We start from the raw sequence: 18172 nt of genomic DNA on the forward strand, positions 1-18172 counted from the left end.
AGACCGCGATGTTAACGTGCCGGTGACGGCGGGTCGCGGGCGATCACGCGCAGCCGGATGCCGTCGCGCGCACGCACCGTCAGATGCGCCACCGGCACCGGCACCGCACCCGGCACCGGCTCCAGCCGCACCCGGGCCAGGATCGCGGCCAGCATCAGCACGCCCTCGGCCATGGCAAAGCCCGCCCCGGGGCAGACCCGCGGCCCGGCCGAGAACGGCAGATAGCCCGCGCGGCTGGCGGGCCGGGTCTCGGGCCGGGTCCAGCGGTCGGGATCGAAGCGGTCGGGATCGTCCCAGATCCGCTCGTGCCGGCCGAGGTGGAAGGACGAGATCACCACCTGCGCCCCCGGCGCGACGGCACGGTCGCGGAAGGTCTCGGGCCGCGTCGTCTCGCGCACCATCATCGGCACCGGGGCATAGAGGCGCAGCGCCTCGCGGAAGACGTTGCGGGTGAACGCCAGCCGCGAAAGGTCGGCGAAACCGGGGGTTTGCGGGAAGGCCGCGGCCTCGGCCGCGGCGCGGTCCTGCGCGGCGGGATCGCATGCCAGCAGATAGAGCGCCCAGCCGAGCGCCGAGGCCGAGGTCTCGTGCCCGGCCAGGAAGAAGATCGCCACCTGGTCGACCATCTCGTCGATGCCGAAGCGCGCGCCGGTGACCGGGTCGGCCATGGTCATGATCTTGGTCGCGAGGTCGTCGGGCGCGGTGCCCGCGGCGATCTCGGCGGCGCGCGCCGCGGTCAGGGCGGTGATCAGCGCCCGGATCCGCGCCGCGCTCGCCCGCACCGCGCGCCGGTGCGGCCGCGGCAGCCAGCGCGGCAGCGGCAGGAAGGCGGCAAGGTTCAGCAGCGGCTGCGTGCGCTGATAGCGGCGGAACTCGTGGAACACCGCCGCCGCGGTCTCGTGCTCGATCGGGATCGAGAACAGGGTGCGGAAGATGATGTCGGCGGCGGCATGGCTCGCCTCGGCCTCGATCTCGACCACCCCCTCTGCACCCGCCTGCGCCTGCAGCCGCGCCGCGGCGGCGCCCGAGGCCGCCCACATCGCGGGGAAGGTGTCGCGCAGGCGGCCGCCCTCGAAGGCGGGGTCGATGATCCGGCGCTGCCGCTCCCAGGTCGCGCCGTTGGTGACGAAGACCGACCGGCCCAGCAGCGGCGCCAGCCCCTCGCGCACGCGGTCGGATTTCGGGAAGTCGCCGGGCCGGGATTTCAGAACCAGGTCAACCAGATCCGGGTCGTTGCACATGTAGCTTGCGAAGAAGGGCGTGCGGAATTCGGCCATCCAGGCCCGGTACAGCCGCGCCGGCTGCGCCGAGAGGATGTCGGCCCGGAACAGCCGCAGGTAGCGCAGCAGGCCGACCCGGTCGGGCCGCGCCTCGGGCTTGGGCGGCAGCGGCGTCATTGCAGCGACCGGTGGCGCGCGCAGGCGCGGGTGATGCGGCTGGGCGAGGGGCTGCGCCCCCCGAGGCGCCCGGCCAGCGTGCGCGGCCCGGCGGTGATGCGGAAATAGTCGTAGTCGTCGGGGCGGCCGGGCAGGTTGTCGAAGGCCGAGAGATACTGGAAATGCAGCCGGAAATACTGGCGCCGCATCTCGGCCCAGCGCGCCGGGCTCAGCGTCTGCGAAAACGCCGCCGACAGCACCAGCGGCCAGCGCTGCCCGGGCGGCGCCACCCCCGTCACCGCCACCGGGTCGCACAGCGCGAAGGCGCAGCCGTCGCCGGGCGCGGTCACGTCGATCCACACCAGCTCGTCGCGCGCCGACAGGAAGCGCAGGTCGGCCCGCAGCCGCCCGGCGCCGGGCAGGAACGACACCATCGGCACCACCTGCCCGAGGCTGAGGAACGACAGCGCCGGGCCGCGATCGGGCACGCCGGCGCGGATCAGGTCGGCCAGCGCCGAGACCGCGAGATGGGCGCCCGAGGAATGGCCCACGACCAGCACCTCGTCCCAGTCCTCGTCGAGCGCGGCGCGGATCGCGGCGGTGAAGGCCGCGAGCCGCGCCTCGAGCGCGGGCGGGTTTGCGCCGCGCCCGCGCGCGCCGAAGGCATAGTCGTGCATCAGGTAATAGGCATAGAGCCGGTGGTCGAGCCGCTTGAACCGCACCAGCGCCCAGACCGCGAGCGCGGCCCCGGCAAGCGTCGCGGCCGCGACCGCGCCCCAGGCCGGCAGCCCCGCGCGCCCGAGCGCCCAGCCCAGCCCGCCCGCCACCGCCGCCCCGCCGGCGAGCGCGGCCAGAAGCTGGCCCAGCAGCACCGCCACCGGGTAGAGCGCGGCGACGATCGGTCCGCCGCGCAGCCGCGCGAGCCGCAGGAGCGTGCCATCGGCGAGATAGATCCAGGCGGTGCGCGCAAGCTGGCCGTAGGTCGCCGCGATCGACTGCCCCATCGAGGCGCGCACGAGGTCGGACCAGACCAGCACCTCGACCTCGGCCCGGGTCTCGGCGCCCTCGATCCGGCCCTCGACCCGCCAGCCGTAGCGCCCGCCGCCCGCGCCGGACCCAGGCCCGGGTCCAGTGGCAAGTCCGGCACCGGCCCCCTTGCCCGCGCGTGGCACCAGGGCGATGTCATATCCCGACAGCGCCGCCTGCGCCTGCGCCTCCTTGCGGTAAAGCTCGCGGTAGCGGCGGGGATGGAACGGGTCGTAGCCGGGGATGTAGAACACCCGCCGCCGGCGCACCGCCGCCGCGTTCCCCTCCGGGCGCTCGTCCAAGCTTCCGTCCACCTGCCCGTCCACGACCCCGTCCAAGACCCTGCCCCGCCCCGGGCCCAAAGCCCGGCCCACCACCTCCGGCGCCGCCCCCGCGCCTCTCCGTCCCGGCGAGGGTATCCGCGAATTCCGGCGGTTATAAGGGCCAATGGCGGCATCGGGCGCCCGGCGGCTGCTTTCGCCTTGGCCCAAATATCCCGGGGTGAATGCCCGCGGCACGCGGGCAGAGGGGCAGCGCCCCTCCTGCCCCCCCGGCCGCCCCCGCGCCCCCCTACGGCCCCCCGAAGCCGCACGGGTTTCCCCGCTTTCCTCGCGCCGGGGATGGGTGTATGGGAGGCCATCCCCGCCCGTCCCCGCAGGAGCCCCCGATGAAAGCCGCCGTCATCACCTTCCCCGGTTCGAACTGCGACCGCGACCTCGCCGTCGCCTTCGAGGCCCAGGGCTTCGAGGTCACCCGCGTCTGGCACAAGGACAGCGCGCTGCCCACCGGCACCGATGTCGTTGGCGTCCCGGGCGGCTTCTCCTACGGCGACTACCTGCGCTGCGGCGCGATCGCGGCGCAATCGCCGATCTCGACCGCGGTCAAGGCCTTCGCCGACAAGGGCGGCTTCGTCATCGGCATCTGCAACGGCTTCCAGATCCTGACCGAGATGGGGCTGCTGCCGGGCGCGCTGATGCGCAACGCCTCGCTGAAGTACATCTGCCGCCCCGTCGGCCTGCGGGTGGCCACCACCGACAGCGCCTTCACCTCGGCCTTCGAGAAGGGCCAGGAGATCACCCTGCCGATCGCCCATCACGACGGCAACTACACCGTCGACGCCGAAGGGCTTGCGCGGCTGAAGGCCGAGGATCGCATCGCCTTCACCTACACCGCCAATCCCAACGGCGCGATGGACGACATCGCGGGCGTGCTGTCGGCCAACCGCCGGGTGCTGGGGATGATGCCGCACCCCGAGCGCGCGGCCGACCCGGTGCAGGGCGGCACCGACGGATCGGCGCTGTTCCGCTCGATTCTGGGCCAGATGGCCGCCGCCTGATCCCGGCCGCTTGAGCCGATGCCCGCCCGCCGGTAGAACGGGCGGGACATGATCCTGCGCCCCTCCTCCTCCTCCGCCCCCGCAGGCGACAGCGCCGACGACGACGCCGACGGGATCAGCGCGGCCGAGCGGCGCATCGGGCGCTGGTGGCTGCGCGGCGCCATCGGCGCGATCGTGGTCATCGCCGTGGCGGTGATCTGGATCACCAATTCCTGGCTGACGCAGCGCTTCACCGAAAGCACCCGCAACCGCGCCGAGGTGCGCGTCGCGCTTTACACCGGCAACATCATCTCCGAGCTGCAGCGCAACTCGGTCGTGCCGCTCCTGCTCGCGCGCGACCCCGAGCTGATCGGCGCGCTGAACAGCCAGAACTATTCGCTGACCTCGTCGCGGCTGATCTCGGCCCAGAAAGAGATCGGCGCGGCCTCGATCCAGCTTCTGGACGGCCAGGGCCGCGTCGTGGCCGCGACCGACCGCAACCGCATCGGCGCGAACCTGTCGAAAGAGCCGTTCTTCATCTCGGCCCAGCGCTCGAAAGAGACGATCTTCACCGTCAGCCCGCAGGACAGCGGCGGATCGGCCTTCACCTACACGCGCGCCGTGACCTTCGACAACCAGTTCCGGGGCGTGATCCTGGTCGGCGTCGACCTCAGCCGGTACGAGCGCAGCTGGTCGGTGATCGCCGACGCGGTGGCGGTGACCGACAGCGAGGGGCGGATCATCCTGGCGACCGAGCCGCGCTGGCGCGGGCTGACCATGGACGAGGCGCTGTCGGTGCGCAGCGCGCCCTCGGCGATCCAGCGCGCGCTGCAGGCCACCGCCGACTGGGCCAACCCCACCCCCGACGCCTATGTCCAAGGCGAGGCGGTGATGCGCGTCGATGCCCGCGTGCCGTTCCGCGGCTGGCGGATGACCGCCTTCTCGACCTACGATTCGATCCGCGAGCGGGTGAACGCGGTGCTCGCGCTCGAGATCATGCTGTTCGCGATCCTGATGGCGCTCGCCTTCTACATGCTGCAGCGCCGGGCGCGGCTGCAAAGCCGGGTGCTGATGCGCGAATCGACCGAGCTGCGGCAGCTGAACGCGCGGCTGCAGCGCGTCATCGCCGAGCGCGAGAAGGCGCAGAAGGACCTCGCCGTGGCCGAGCAGACGCTGGCGCAGTCCTCGAAGCTGGCCGCGCTGGGCGAGATGTCGGCCGCCGTCAGCCACGAGCTGAACCAGCCGCTGGCGGCGATGAAGACCTATCTGGCCGGGGCGCGGCTGTTGCTGCAGCGCGACCGCCCGACCGAGGCGATGTCCTCGTTCCAGCGCATCGACGACCTGATCGAGCGGATGGGCGCGATCACCCGGCAGCTGAAATCCTATGCCCGCAAGGGCGGCGAGGCCTTCGAGCCGGTCGACCTGCGCGCCTGCCTCTCCTCGGCGCTGACGATGATGGAGCCGCAGCTGCGCACCCGGGCGGTGCGGATCGTGCGCTCGGTCCCCAAGCAGCCGGTGCAGGTGATGGCCGACCGGATCCGGCTCGAGCAGGTGATCATCAACCTGCTGCGCAACGCGCTCGACGCCACGCGCGAGGCCAAGGATCCCCAGATCGACATCCTGCTCGCCGCGGGCGAGACCGCCAGCCTGTCGGTGCGCGACAACGGCCATGGCATCGCCGACCTCGAAAAGCTGTTCGAGCCGTTCTGGACCACGAAGAAGCCGGGCGACGGGGTCGGGCTCGGGCTCGCGATCTCCTCGGGCATCGTCACCGATCTGGGCGGGCGGCTGACGGCGCGCAACGCGCAGGGTGGCGGCGCGGTGTTCGAGATGCGCCTGCCGCTGCTGGGCGAGCTGCGCGCCGCCGAATGAAGCCCGTCCGCAGCCGCACGATCCATGCTATCCTCGCCAGACATGCCGGGCCGGCGCCCGACCGGCCGGGGCGTGCCGGTCCGGGGCGAGCCGGTCCCGGGCGCGCCTGTGCCGGACAGGCCCGGCCGGGACGTGACGCGGACGTGATTGGCGGCCCGGCCGGCCCGGGTCCATCACGGTGCCCGTCCCGGACGTGCCGCGGGGCCTCTCACGGGGTCACGCACTGGGCCACGTACGGGTCGGCGTACGGGGTCACGCCTGGCGGGAACGACGCGCCCGATGACCGGGCGGCAGGCGACGGAACTTTTCGGCGCCCGCGTAGATTGCCTTGACTGCCAGGACGACCCGGGCGCCCGCCGCGCCCGGCCGAGAACGAGAACAAGCGGGAGATGCCCCCCAGATGGCACGCACGATGAAGGTCGCTATCGTCGATGACGAACAGGACATGCGCCAGTCGATCAGCCAGTGGCTGACGCTGTCGGGTTTCGAGACCGAGACCTTCGGCTGCGCCGAGGATGCGCTGAAGGCGATCGGCAGCGACTGGCCCGGCGTGGTCGTCTCCGACATCAAGATGCCCGGCATGGACGGCATGGCCTTCCTCAAGCGGCTGATGGGCCAGGATTCGGGCCTGCCGGTGATCATGATCACCGGCCATGGCGACGTGCCGATGGCGGTCGAGGCGATGCGCCTCGGCGCCTGGGACTTCCTGGAAAAGCCCTTCGACCCCGGCAGGATGACCGAGCTTGCCAAGCGCGCCACCCAGCACCGGCGGATGACGCTTGATGCGCGCGCGCTGCGCCGCGACCTCGCCGACGGCACCGGGATCATGGAGAAGCTGATCGGCTCGTCGACGCCGATGGAACGCCTGCGCGAGGACATCCTCGACCTCGGCCAGGCCGACGGCCACGTGCTGATCGACGGCGAGACCGGCACCGGCAAGACGCTGGTCGCCCATGCGCTGCATGCCGTCGGGCCCCGCGCCTCGAAGAAGTTCGCCTCGCTCTCCTGCGCGGCCTATTCCGAGGAGATGCTGGCGCAGCGCCTCTTCGGCCCCGTCGAGGAGGGCGGCCCGCTGCCTCTGGTCGAGGAGGCCCGCGGCGGCACGGTGCTGCTCGAGGATGTCGAGGCGCTGAGCCAGGCGCTGCAGGCGCGGCTGCTGACCTTCATCAACGACCAGGGCACCCCGGCCGAGACCCGGATCGTGGCGATCTGCAACGATCACCAGGCCGGCCGCACCGTCGAGGACGCGCTGCGCCCCGACCTCTACTACCGGCTCTCGGCGCTGAAGATCACGCTGCCGCCGCTGCGCACCCGCGGCGAGGACATCCTGACGCTGTTCACGCGGATGGCCGAAAGCTTCGCCGACGAATACGGGTGCGAGGCGCCGCAGATCACCGCGCAGGAGGCGGCGCAGCTGCTGCAGGCGCCTTGGCCCGGCAACATCCGCCAGCTGATCAACGTGGCCGAGCGCGCGGTGCTGCAGAACCGCCGCGGCACCGGCTCGATCGCCTCGCTCCTGATGACCGAGAACGAGGCCGCGGGCCCGGTGATCACCACCGAGGGCAAGCCGCTGAAGGAATATGTCGAGAGCTTCGAGAAGATGCTGATCGACAACACGATGCGCCGCCACAAGGGCTCGATCACCTCGGTGATGGACGAGCTGTGCCTGCCGCGCCGCACCCTGAACGAGAAGATGGCAAAGTACGGCCTGCAGCGCTCCGACTACCTCTGAGCGACCTCCGACCGGCGCCCTCTGACGCGGCCCCAGGCACGGCGCCTGGCAAGGCCCCTGGCTTCGGCCGCGTCTCTCGACTTTGCCGAAATATCCCGGGGGGCCGCCAACGGCGGCGGGGGCAGCGCCCCCTCCCCGGCCCCCCACCCGGACCCCCGTCAGCCCCCGCCCGCACCCGCCCGAGGCAACGGCACCGGGCCGGGGCGCGGCGTCGGAAGCGGGCCCGGAAAAGACACGGGGCCCGCGCGGTTGCGGGCCGCTTGTGGCCCCGCGACATCATCGGTTCCAAAAACCGATTGTGTTCATCTTGCATTCACACGTATGATTCAGGCTATCGGCTTGGCCCGTGTCGCGCCGGGGCTCCCCCGGGAAGACCTGCCGCCGCCGATCCATCAGTTTCGCAGCCGTCCGGCCGGTAGCGGGGTCCTTCGGGGATCCGCCCGGGGACGGCCCGAGAAGGGCCGCGAGGCCGAATTCGCCCCGCGCAAGCGGGGCATCAGCAGGCGCCCCGGCGCCAGGAAAAGAACCGCGATGACCTGCGCGAGGACGACGGACTGGAAGACGGGGCGGCCATCGGCTGCGCCGGGCCTCCGCGCCCTCCTCCGTCACCCCCTCGGCGGGGATCGCCTCATTCATGAAAGCAGCCAGATGACCGCCGGGGCCCCGGGAGATGATCCCGCGGGCCGCGGTGCGCGATCGGCTGTCAGATACAGGTACAATGGCAAAGAAGATGCTCATCGATGCCACCCACGCGGAAGAGACCCGCGTCGTGGTGGCGGACGGCAACAAGGTCGAGGAATTCGACTTTGAGACCGTAAACAAGCGCCAGCTGGCGGGTAACATCTACCTGGCGAAGGTCACGCGGGTCGAACCCTCGCTGCAGGCGGCCTTCGTGGATTACGGCGGGAACCGTCACGGCTTCCTCGCCTTCTCGGAGATCCACCCCGACTATTACCAGATCCCGCTCGCGGACCGTCAGGCGCTGCTTGCCGAGGAACGCGCCTATGCCGAGGCGATGGAGGCCGAAGAGGCCAGCCGCTCGAAGCGCCGCCGCCGCAAGCCGCGCGCCGAGGCCGCGGCCGGCGGTGACGCGACCGTCGCCAGCGACGAGATCGACGGGATGGACATCGTCGATCTCGACGAGCCCGCGACCGAGGACGGCGCCGAGGGTGGCGCGCCCGAGGCGTCGGGCGACGAGCCCTATGTCGCGGCCGACCACGCCGCCGAGACCGACGAGGACATCGAGTCGGTCGCCGACGAGGACGTCACCGAAGAGATCCGGGCCCCGCGCAAGCCGCGCGCCCGCCGCTACAAGATCCAGGAAGTGATCAAGGTCCGGCAGATCATGCTGGTCCAGGTCGTGAAGGAAGAGCGCGGCAACAAGGGGGCGGCGCTGACCACCTACCTGTCGCTGGCCGGGCGCTACTGCGTGCTGATGCCCAACACCGCCCGTGGCGGCGGCATCTCGCGCAAGATCACCAATGCCGCGGACCGCAAGAAGCTCAAGGACATCGCCTCCGAGATGGAGGTGCCGGAGGGCGCCGGCCTGATCATCCGCACCGCGGGCAGCCAGCGCACGCCGCAGGAGATCCGGCGCGACTACGAATACCTGATGCGGCTCTGGCAGCAGATCCGCGACCTGACGCTGAAGTCGATCGCGCCAGCGAAGATCTACGAGGAGGGCGACCTGATCAAGCGGTCGATCCGCGACCTCTTCGCCAAGGACATCGACGAGGTCATCGTCGAGGGCGAGCGCGGCTTCCTCGAGGCGCGCGACTTCATGAAGATGATCCTGCCGCAGCAGGTCCATCAGGTGAAGCACTACCACGAGACGCTGCCGCTGTTCGCGCGCTATCAGGTCGAAAGCTACCTGTCGGGCATGTTCAACCCGACGGTCCAGCTGAAGTCGGGCGGCTACATCGTCATCGGCGTGACCGAGGCGCTGGTCGCGATCGACGTGAACTCGGGCCGGGCCACGAAGGAGGGCTCGATCGAGGACACGGCGCTGAAGACGAACCTGGAGGCGGCCGAGGAGGTCGCGCGCCAGCTGCGCCTGCGCGACCTTGCGGGCCTGATCGTCATCGACTTCATCGACATGGAAGAGCGCAAGAACAACGCCGCCGTCGAGAAGCGCCTGAAGGAAAAGCTGAAGACCGACCGCGCCCGCATCCAGGTCGGCCGGATCTCGGGCTTCGGCCTTCTCGAGATGAGCCGCCAGCGCCTGCGCCCCGGCATGCTCGAGGCGACGACGCAGCCCTGCGCGCATTGCCACGGCACCGGGATCATCCGCTCGGACGAGAGCCTCGCGCTGTCGATCCTGCGCGCGATCGAGGAAGAGGGCACGCGCAAGCGGTCGCGCGAGGTGCTGCTGAAGGCGCCGATGTCGGTGGTGAACTTCCTGATCAACGCCAAGCGCGAGCACGTGGCGCAGATCGAGGCGCGCTATGGCATGTCGGTGCGGATCGAGGTCGATCCGGCGCTGATCTCGCCGGACTACGCGCTCGAGAAGTTCAAGGTCGCGACCCGGGCGGTGCCCGAGGCGACGCCGGTGGTGATCTCGGGCACCGATGCCGGGCTGATGCCCGACGAGGTGGTGGTCGAGACCGAGGAGGTGATCGTCGAGGCGGTGGTGGCCGAGGAGGCCGTGGCCGTCGAGGCGGAGCCGAAGGCCGAGGGCGACGAGCGCGGACCGAAGAAGAAGCGTCGGCGCCGGCGCAAGCGCAAGGGCACCAATGGCGAGGCCCAGGGCGCGGCGGGCGATGACGAGGCCGATGGCGACGATGCCGAGGCCGATGAGGGCGCCGAGGACCTCGTGGCCGAGGAACCGGCCGCCGAGGCCGCTCCGGTCGAGGCTGCTCCGGTCGAGGCTGCTCTGATCGAGGCGGTGGCCGAGCCCGTCGCCGAACCCGTCGCCGACGTGGTGACCGAGGCGCCGACCGAGGGCGTTGCCGAGGAGCCCGCGCCGAAGAAGAAGCGCGCGCCGCGCCGCAAGAAGGCCGCCGAGCCCGAGGCCGAGGCTGCGCCGGGTGAGCCCGCGCCCGAACCGGTCGCCGAGGAGGCGCCGAAGAAGAAGCGCGCGCCGCGTCGCAAGAAGGCGGCCGAGCCCGAGGCCGCGGACGCCCCCGCCGCCGAACCGGCCGTCGCCGAGGCGCCTGCCGCCCCGGCAGCGGAAGCGGCGCCCACCCCGGCGCCCACCCCGGCGCCTGTCGTCGAAGTGGCCGCCATGGCCGAGGCGATGGCCCCGGCCGCCGCCGAAACTGCCGCCGAAACCGCAGACGAGGCGGAAGACGACAAGCCCAAGCGCCGTGGCTGGTGGGCGCGCTGAGCGCGCCTTTGGCCCGCGCAAGGCCCTGACGGAGTTCGACGCCCCCCGCAGCGATGCGGGGGGCGTTTCGCGTTCAGGCCCCTGTCTGCGCCGCAGGTCCGCTCACCGTCCCCGCGAGCGGCCAGCCACGCGGCGCCGGCCGCCGCCCGCGGGCACGTCTGGGTCGGCGGGGTCGGAGGGTTGGGTGGTCCCGGCGGCGGTCAGCCGTGCTCGACGAGATAGCGGTGGTGGCCGTTCAGGCTCTCGGCCTCGACCAGCCGGTGGCCGGCCTCGCGGCAGAAATGCGGGACGTCGATCCACGAGGCCGGGTCGGTCGCCAAGAGCCGCACCCGCGCCCCCGGCCCCAGCGCCGCCAGACGCTTGCGCAGCCGCAGCACCGGCAGCGGGCACAGCAGCCCGCGCGCGTCGATCTCGGTCACCGTGCCGTCCATGCCGTCCATGCCGTCCGCCCCCCGCCCGTACCGCGGCCCGCGCCGCCGGTTCCGCCCGCGTCCCTCCGCGCTAGCGCGGGCGGCCGGCCCTGTCCAGCGTCCCACGCTCGCGTGATCCGCCGCTTTCGCGGATGACGCGCGGGCGGGCTTGGGCTATGGCGGAAGCCATGTTCGGGATCGACCTCTTCGACGCCGCCTTCCTGCCCGCCGCGCTGGTCGCGCTCGCGGGGGGGATCCTGTCGTTCCTCAGCCCATGCGTGCTGCCGATCGTGCCGCCCTACCTCGCCTACATGGGTGGGGTCGGCATGACCGAGATGCAGGAGGGACGATCGCGCAAGCCCCTGGCGGCGGCCGCGTTCTTCGTGCTGGGCCTGTCGACGGTGTTCCTGTTCCTGGGCTTCACCGCCTCGGCCTTCGGCCGCTTCTTCCTGGTCAACCAGGACTGGTTCAACACGCTCGCCGGCCTGTTGGTGATGGCCTTCGGGCTGCATTTCCTGGGCGTGGTCCGGATCCCGATCCTCGCGCGCGAGGCACGGATCGACGCGGGCGACCGCGGCGGCTCGGCCTTCGGCGCCTACGTGCTGGGCCTGGCCTTCGCCTTCGGCTGGACGCCCTGCATCGGCCCGCAGCTGGGCATGATCCTGTCGCTCGCCGCCCAGGACAGCAGCCTTGGCCGCGGCGCGGCGCTGCTGGCGGTCTATGCGCTGGGCCTGGGCATCCCGTTCCTGCTGGTCGCGGCCTTCTTCCCGCGCCTCGGCCCGCTGATGGCCTTCATGAAGCGCCACATGGAGCGGATCGAGCGGGTGATGGGCCTGCTGCTGTGGACGATCGGGCTGATGATGCTGACCGGCGGTTTCTCGCAATTCTCGTTCTGGCTGCTCGACACCTTCCCCGCCCTCGCGCAGCTGGGCTGACGACGGCCCCGGACCACCCGGCGGCAGGCTGCCCGAGCCGGGTTAAGGTCGGCTTCACCGAACCCCTACAATTCTTCCGAAATTAAGCCCGCCGTAACAGGCCGGGCGCTATGCCGCGTCGCAACGCCGGGCAATCCCGCCCGGCCCTGATCCAGACCGGAGACGCGTCATGACCAAGCATACCTTCGCCCTGCCGCACATCACCCTGCCGGCAATCACCCTGCCCCCGATCACCCTGCCGCTGATCGAGCTGCCGATGATCCGGCTGCCGTCCATCACGCTGCCGTCGCTGGCCGGGCTGCGCCCGCTGGCGCTCGCGCTCGCGCTCGGCGCGGCGCTGCTGCCGGCCACCGACGCCCGCGCGGCCGAGCCGCAGCTCGAGACGGCGCTGCGCGACGCGCTCGGGCAGTGGGTCACGCCCTGGGCCACCGATCCGGCGATCCTCGCGGCGCTGCGGCAGGCCAATGCCAGCCATGCCGCGCTGACGCTCGACGACATCGCCGCGCTCGACACCGCCTGGGCCGCCGAGATGAACGCGCCGCGCCACCCGACGATCGACGCGGTGATCGACACGCCGCTGTCGGACCTGCTGCGCACCAAGCTGGCCGAGGCCGCCGGCGCGATCGTCGAGATCATCGTGATGGACGACCGCGGGCTGAACGTCGCGGCGACCGACACCACCTCGGACTACTGGCAGGGGGACGAGGCTAAGTTCACCGAAACCTTCCCGAAAGGGTTCGATGCGATCCATTTCGGCGACGTGGATTTCGACGACTCGACGGGGCAGCTGGTTGTGCAGGTCTCGATCACCGTCGCCGATCCCGCCACGCATGAACCGCTGGGCGCGATGACCGTGTCCTTCGACGCCTCCTTCTGACCCCGAACCGAGAGACCCGATGTCCCTGACCACCGATCCCGGCCCGATCCGTCGCCCGCTGCACCATTCGGTCCTGGTCCGGGCCGGGCTGCTGATCGCGGCCTGCTGCACGGTGATCGTGGCGCTGATGGCGACGCGCGACGCCGCCAGCACCGGCCAGACCGCCCGCGATTTCACCGAGAACCGCGGCGCGCTGGTCACCGAGCTGCTCGCGGCCGATGCGGGGGCGGCGCTGCACTTCGGCAAGCCCGAGGCGCTTGACCAGATGATGACCACGCTGCTCGACCAAAGCAACGGCATCATCTCCGGCATCGGCCTGTTCGACGCCGACGGGCAGCAGCTTGGCCTGCGCGGCACGGCCGACCCGGCGATGGCCGAGGCGGCGCGCCAGGCGCTCGCCAGCCCGGGCACGCTCGTGTCGCTGCCCGAGAACGAACTGCACGCGCTGACCACGACCTTCGGCAAGGACCACGCGCTGGCCGGGGCGGTCGTGGTCGACACCACGGTCGACCGGGCGCTGGCGCAGGTGGCCGAGGCGCAGCTTTACGCCTACCTGATCGGCGGCGGGCTGCTGCTGGTCACGCTGCTGGTGACGATCCCGACCTTCCGGGTGATGATCTCGCGGCCGCTGCTGCAGGTCGGCGAGGCGATGCGCGCGGTCGCGGCAGGCGACCTTGCGGCCGATGTGCCGCACCGCGCCCGCCGCGACGAGATCGGCAGCATCGCGGGCTCGCTCGAGCAGTTGCGCGGCTCGCTGCAGGCGGCCGAGGTCGGGGTGCGCGACGGCCGCTACAAGGGCGCCGCCTTCGAGGCCAGCGCCGCGGCGATGATGCTGTGCGACCCCGCGCTGCGGCTGCGCTATGCCAATGGCGCGATGGGACAGATGATGGCCACGCTCGCGCCGCAGATCCGCGGCCGGGTCCCGGGCTTCGATCCCAAGGCGCTTGCCGACCTGTCGCTGGACCAGCTGCAGACCGCGGGCGGCGGCGCGCCGCTGCGGCCGGGGCAGATGACGCTGCCCGCCCGGACCGAGCTGCGCTTTGGCGCCACCACGATCGAGATGGAGCTGAACAGCGTCACCGATCCCGAGGGCGCGCTGATCGGCTATGTCGCCGAATGGCGTGACGTGACCGAACAGATGCGCTCGGCCGCGGTGCTGGCGGGGATCGACGCGGCGCAGCTGCGGGCCGAGCTGGATGCCGAGGGCCGGCTGCATGCCGCCAACGACCGCTTCGCCACCGCGCTGGGCCAGACCCTGCAAAGCCTGCGCGACCAGGGGTTTGCCGACCGCATCAGCCTGGCCGGCGGCAGCCCGGGCGCGCTGATGCAGCAGCTGCGCGAGGGGCGCACCATCAGCGGCCAGCTGTCGATCCGCCGACAGGACGGGCGCGAGACGCTGGTGCAGGGCAGCTTCACCGGCGTGCGCAACAGCACGGGCCAGCTGCGCTCGCTGGTGCTGATCGGCACCGACATCACCGACTCCGAGGCCGAGCGCATCCGCGCCGAGGCCCGCCGCAGCGAGATGGTCGCGGCGCAGGAACACGTCGTCGACGCGCTGCGGCTGGGCCTCGAGCGGCTGGCGCAGGGCGATCTGTCGGCCCAGATCGACAGCGCCTTCGATGCCGATTACGAGACGCTGCGCGGCTATTTCAACGCCGCGACCGAACAGCTTTCCGCCGCGATCCAGGGTGTCGTCGACAATGCCGAGGCGATCCGCGGCGAGGCGCGCGAGATCTCCTCGGCCGCCGACGACCTCTCGCGCCGGACCGAGCAGCAGGCCGCGACGCTTGAGCAGACCGCGGCTGCGCTTGATCAGCTGACCTCGTCGGTGCGCTCGGCCGCGGATGTGGCGGGCCAGGCCAACCGCATGGTCGAACAGGCGAAATCCAACGCCGAGACCTCGGGCAAGGTGGTGCGCGAGGCCGTGGTCGCCATGGGCGAGATCGAGGAGAGCTCGGGCAAGATCAGCCGCATCACCGGCGTGATCGACGAGATCGCGTTCCAGACCAACCTGCTGGCGCTGAACGCCGGGGTCGAGGCCGCGCGCGCCGGCGAGGCCGGCCGCGGCTTCGCCGTCGTCGCCTCCGAGGTCCGGGCGCTGGCGCAGCGCTCCTCCGACGCCGCGCGCGAGATCGCCGGGCTGATCTCGGCCTCGTCGCACCAGGTCAAGCGCGGGGTCGACCTTGTCGGCCAAGCCGGCGAGGCGCTGACCGGGATCCAGACCTCTGTGACCGAGATCTACAGCTGCGTCGCCGACATCGCCGCCTCGGCGCGCGAGCAGTCGGCGGGGCTTGGCGAGATCAACACCGCGGTCAACCAGCTTGACCAGGTGACGCAGCAGAACGCGGCGATGTTCGAGGAGACGACCGCGGCCAGCCATTCGCTGAACCGCGAGGCCGAGACTCTGACCTCGACGATGGCGCAATTCTCGACCGGGCGCGGCGTTGCCCCGCCGGCCGCCCGGTCACCCGCGCCGGCGCCCGCCTACCGCGCCCCCGCCGCGAAGCCTGCCCCCGCGAGCGCCGCGCCGACCTCTCCCGCCCCCGCGCGCCGGCTGACCTCGCTTGCCGTGAAGCCGGACCCGACCAGCGACTGGGAAGAGTTCTGAGCCCCGCGCCGCCGGTCCGGTGCCACCGCAGTCGGACCGCCCCTCCGGGCAGGCGGCCATGCGCCCCCAGCCCGGACTGGCGATCCGCCCGGTGGAGGGCACCGGGGACGGCCGGGCGACTGACCGGCGATCGGCGCGATGATCGGCTCGGCCACGGCCGCCGGGACCTTGCAATGCGCCATGCCGTGCGGTGACGCGGCGGCGCCCGGCTCGACAGGGGCGCCGGCCCGTGCGACGGCGGGCCACGCTGCTGCCGCGCAGGACCGGTCGGGGGTCCCCGGCTCGGCAGTGCCGCCGCCCCATGCAACGCCCGCTTGCCTTGTGGCCGCGCACGACCGGGCGGGGCCGCCCGGCTCAACGCCTGGCTCGGCAATGACGCCCTGATCTGTGGCAAGTCGTCCGGCCTTGCCGGCCGCACATGACCGGACGGGGTGCCGGCCCGGGCGCGGCGACCGGTCCGTGCGACGCCGGCCGGCCTTGCCGGGCGTGACCGACTGGGCGTTGGCCCGGCGGCGGTGCCCGGCCCGCTGACGAGCCCGGCGCCTAGACCCGCGGTCGGCAGGGCGGCTCGTCCGGCGTTGAGCGCTGCGGTCGGTCTGGCCTGCGCCCTCTGCGCGGGAACCCATCGGCAGACCAGCGGCAGCCCGGTGGAGGCCTAGTGGCGGAAGGTCAGCTGCACGAATTCGTAGGGGTCGAGCGACAGCGACAGCCGCGGGCTGCGCACGGCGAAGCGCGTCGCCTCGGGGGCCGCGTCGTTCTCGTTGTAATAATAGGCCTCGCCGTCGACCGTGACATGGTCGGCCGCCACCTGCTCGTTGCCGCCCGAATACTGGATCCCGTCGGTGCGCGCATTGTCCTCGTCGATGCCCACCAGCAGGCCATAGGCCGAGGTGTAACGGCCGACGAGTTCGCTGAAATCGAAATCGAGGTCGAGCGGCTCGTCGGTCTTCGAGAAGACATAGATCGTCGAGGTCGTGTCGGATTCGTAGGCCATGACCCCGTAGTCGTCGGACTCCGACGACAGGTCGAGCTCGATGCGCTCGGACCCCGGCAGCGCCTCGGCCATCAGGTCGAAGACCATGCCGTTCACGGTGTTGGTCACATGGCCCTGCGCGTCGGTCTCGACCTCGTCGTCGCTGCCGCCGGCGAGATCGTTGTGGGTGTTGTGCTGCACCGGCCAGACATCGGCCGAGGACGCGCCCATCGACACCATCGTGTCGACCTGCGTCAGCATCATCTGCGCCGAGGCGAGCCCCCCCTTCGAGGGATCGTGCAGGCTGGTGTTCCACTCGGTCACGTGCAGGTCCAGCGGCTTGTCGAAGTTCTTCTGCCAGACCTCGTACTTGGTGCTGAGCAGGTTGTCCTTCGACGACATCTGGTCGATGCTGCGCCCCTCGGTGTGCAGGTAGTAGTGCCCGACCACGCCGTCGATCGCGTCGCGGCTCTCGTCGTCGAGCTGGTCGATGATGCGCTGGTTGGCATCGGTGATGCGGTCGACATAGCCCCGCGAGTCGAGCGCGCGCGAGAATTCCGAGGCCGAGGAGACGTTGGCCACCTGCACGAGGATCTGCGGCTGCTCGTCCTCGTCGAGGCCGGCGCGTTCCAGCCCGTCGGCCAGCGCCTTGGCGGCGATGCCCGCCTTCTGGCCGTACTCGGTCTCGGGCATGTCGATGTAGTATTCGTTGCCGATCTCGAAGACGGCGACGGTGTCGGGATAGTCGCGCCCGACCAGATAGGCGAAATCCTCGATCTGGCGGGAATAGTCCTGGTACTCGTCCAGCGGGATGCTCTTGGTCGGGACCACCAGCTTGACCTGATAGCCCTCGCCGTCATTGGCGTCGCCGCTCGCCCAGTCGAGGAAGGCCTGCGCCTCGGCGTTCAGGTGCGGGTTGCCGGCGCTGTCGTAGTCGATGTCGGTGACGTCGAGCCAGTCCTTGCCCTCGTCCTCGGGATCGACGCCGTCGCCCTTGCCGGACGGGAAGCGCAGGTAGTCGACGTCGAGCTTGTCGAGCGCCTCCTCGAAATTCTCGGTGACCTGGCCGCCCTCGGTGTTCACGCCGTAGATGACGTTGGCGCCGAACATCTCCTCGCCGACGACCTGCCCGGTGTGGCGATGCGACAGCACGCGGATCCGCTCGCCCGAGCCGGCTTTGGCCGCGGCGGCCTCGGCCTCGGCGTCATCATCGGCCGTATCCGTGTCGGCCTCGGTCTCGTCCTGGTCGTCCTTGTGGTCGGCCTCGTCCTCGTCGTCGAGGAAGAAGGCGGTCGCGGAAAAGAAGAGGAGCGAGCTCAGCAGCGCAATCATGCCCGTCCCCATGAACTCTCCCTGCCACCCTTCGACCAAGCCTCGCCGAAGCTAGCCGAGCCCCTGCGGCCGGTCGATGGAAAGACGGCGGGGAAAGGGGTTAGGCGGCATTTGCCACCCGCGCGCGCACGCTTCGCGGGTGAAGGCACGCATTCTCACCCGCGGTGGGCGAACCCGCTTTTCGATTTTGCGACGCGGCGGAACGGCTGGCTGCGGCGCGGAAACGGTGCGGCGCGCGGCAGGCAACGATTCGCGGTGGAGCGCCGCGCGGCACGACCGATTCCCGTCGCCGAACGCCGCCCGAAGCACCTCGCCCGGACGCGCCATGGAACGCGGCACCGCCGCGGTTCCGTCGCGCCGATCGCGCTGCGGCGGATCTGGCCGGCCCGGC

General features: G+C 71.6%; 11 protein-coding genes. 7 read left to right on the plus strand and 4 right to left on the minus strand.

Going from position 1 to position 18172, the window contains the following annotated elements; translation table 11 throughout:
• Window positions 1-11 precede the first annotated feature (11 nt).
• Together V8J39_RS04955 and V8J39_RS04960 are read right to left on the minus strand one after the other, a co-directional pair.
• Window positions 12-1397, minus strand: coding sequence for a cytochrome P450 (locus tag V8J39_RS04955; RefSeq protein WP_336459737.1), 1386 nt, complete (start codon window positions 1395-1397; stop codon window positions 12-14).
• Window positions 1394-2704 (minus strand): hypothetical protein, encoded by a 1311-nt coding sequence (locus V8J39_RS04960; protein WP_336459738.1) that lies wholly within the window; start codon window positions 2702-2704, stop codon window positions 1394-1396. The genes V8J39_RS04955 and V8J39_RS04960 overlap by 4 nt, the downstream gene beginning before the upstream one ends.
• Before the next feature lie 365 nt (window positions 2705-3069).
• Here V8J39_RS04960 and purQ point away from each other — a divergent pair, with 365 nt between their 5' ends.
• The 4 genes from purQ (at window position 3070) to V8J39_RS04980 (ending at window position 10646) form a co-directional block, all read left to right on the plus strand.
• Window positions 3070-3738, plus strand: a complete 669-nt coding sequence (gene purQ, locus V8J39_RS04965; RefSeq protein ID WP_336459739.1) for a phosphoribosylformylglycinamidine synthase subunit PurQ — start codon at window positions 3070-3072, stop codon at window positions 3736-3738.
• A gap of 48 nt (window positions 3739-3786) precedes the next feature.
• Window positions 3787-5589: a sensor histidine kinase gene (locus V8J39_RS04970; RefSeq protein WP_336459740.1), complete on the plus strand. Its 1803-nt coding sequence runs from the start codon at window positions 3787-3789 to the stop codon at window positions 5587-5589.
• 400 nt (window positions 5590-5989) lie between these two features.
• Complete coding sequence (locus V8J39_RS04975; protein ID WP_336459741.1) at window positions 5990-7321, plus strand: sigma-54-dependent transcriptional regulator; 1332 nt, start codon at window positions 5990-5992, stop codon at window positions 7319-7321.
• 718 nt (window positions 7322-8039) lie between these two features.
• Window positions 8040-10646: an Rne/Rng family ribonuclease gene (locus V8J39_RS04980; RefSeq protein ID WP_336459742.1), complete on the plus strand. Its 2607-nt coding sequence runs from the start codon at window positions 8040-8042 to the stop codon at window positions 10644-10646.
• A gap of 200 nt (window positions 10647-10846) precedes the next feature.
• Here V8J39_RS04980 and V8J39_RS04985 read toward each other — a convergent pair whose 3' ends face one another.
• The gene (locus tag V8J39_RS04985; RefSeq protein ID WP_336460203.1) at window positions 10847-11077 is read right to left on the minus strand and encodes a sulfurtransferase TusA family protein; all 231 of its coding nucleotides are present in this window, start codon (window positions 11075-11077) and stop codon (window positions 10847-10849) included.
• A 167-nt stretch (window positions 11078-11244) separates the two neighbouring features.
• Here V8J39_RS04985 and V8J39_RS04990 point away from each other — a divergent pair, with 167 nt between their 5' ends.
• The 3 genes from V8J39_RS04990 (at window position 11245) to V8J39_RS05000 (ending at window position 15476) form a co-directional block, all read left to right on the plus strand.
• On the plus strand, window positions 11245-11991 hold the full coding sequence (locus V8J39_RS04990) for a cytochrome c biogenesis CcdA family protein (RefSeq protein WP_336460204.1): 747 nt from the start codon (window positions 11245-11247) through the stop codon (window positions 11989-11991).
• Between the two features lie 169 nt (window positions 11992-12160).
• Window positions 12161-12868, plus strand: a complete 708-nt coding sequence (locus V8J39_RS04995) for a hypothetical protein (protein WP_336459743.1) — start codon at window positions 12161-12163, stop codon at window positions 12866-12868.
• A gap of 19 nt (window positions 12869-12887) precedes the next feature.
• Window positions 12888-15476: a methyl-accepting chemotaxis protein gene (locus tag V8J39_RS05000; protein ID WP_336459744.1), complete on the plus strand. Its 2589-nt coding sequence runs from the start codon at window positions 12888-12890 to the stop codon at window positions 15474-15476.
• Window positions 15477-16131: 655 nt separating this feature from the next.
• Here the strand turns inward: V8J39_RS05000 and V8J39_RS05005 are convergent.
• Window positions 16132-17781, minus strand: coding sequence for a hypothetical protein (locus V8J39_RS05005; RefSeq protein ID WP_336459745.1), 1650 nt, complete (start codon window positions 17779-17781; stop codon window positions 16132-16134).
• Window positions 17782-18172: the final 391 nt, after the last annotated feature.

It is taken from the genome of Frigidibacter sp. MR17.24 (assembly GCF_037095655.1).
Lineage (GTDB): Bacteria > Pseudomonadota > Alphaproteobacteria > Rhodobacterales > Rhodobacteraceae > Frigidibacter.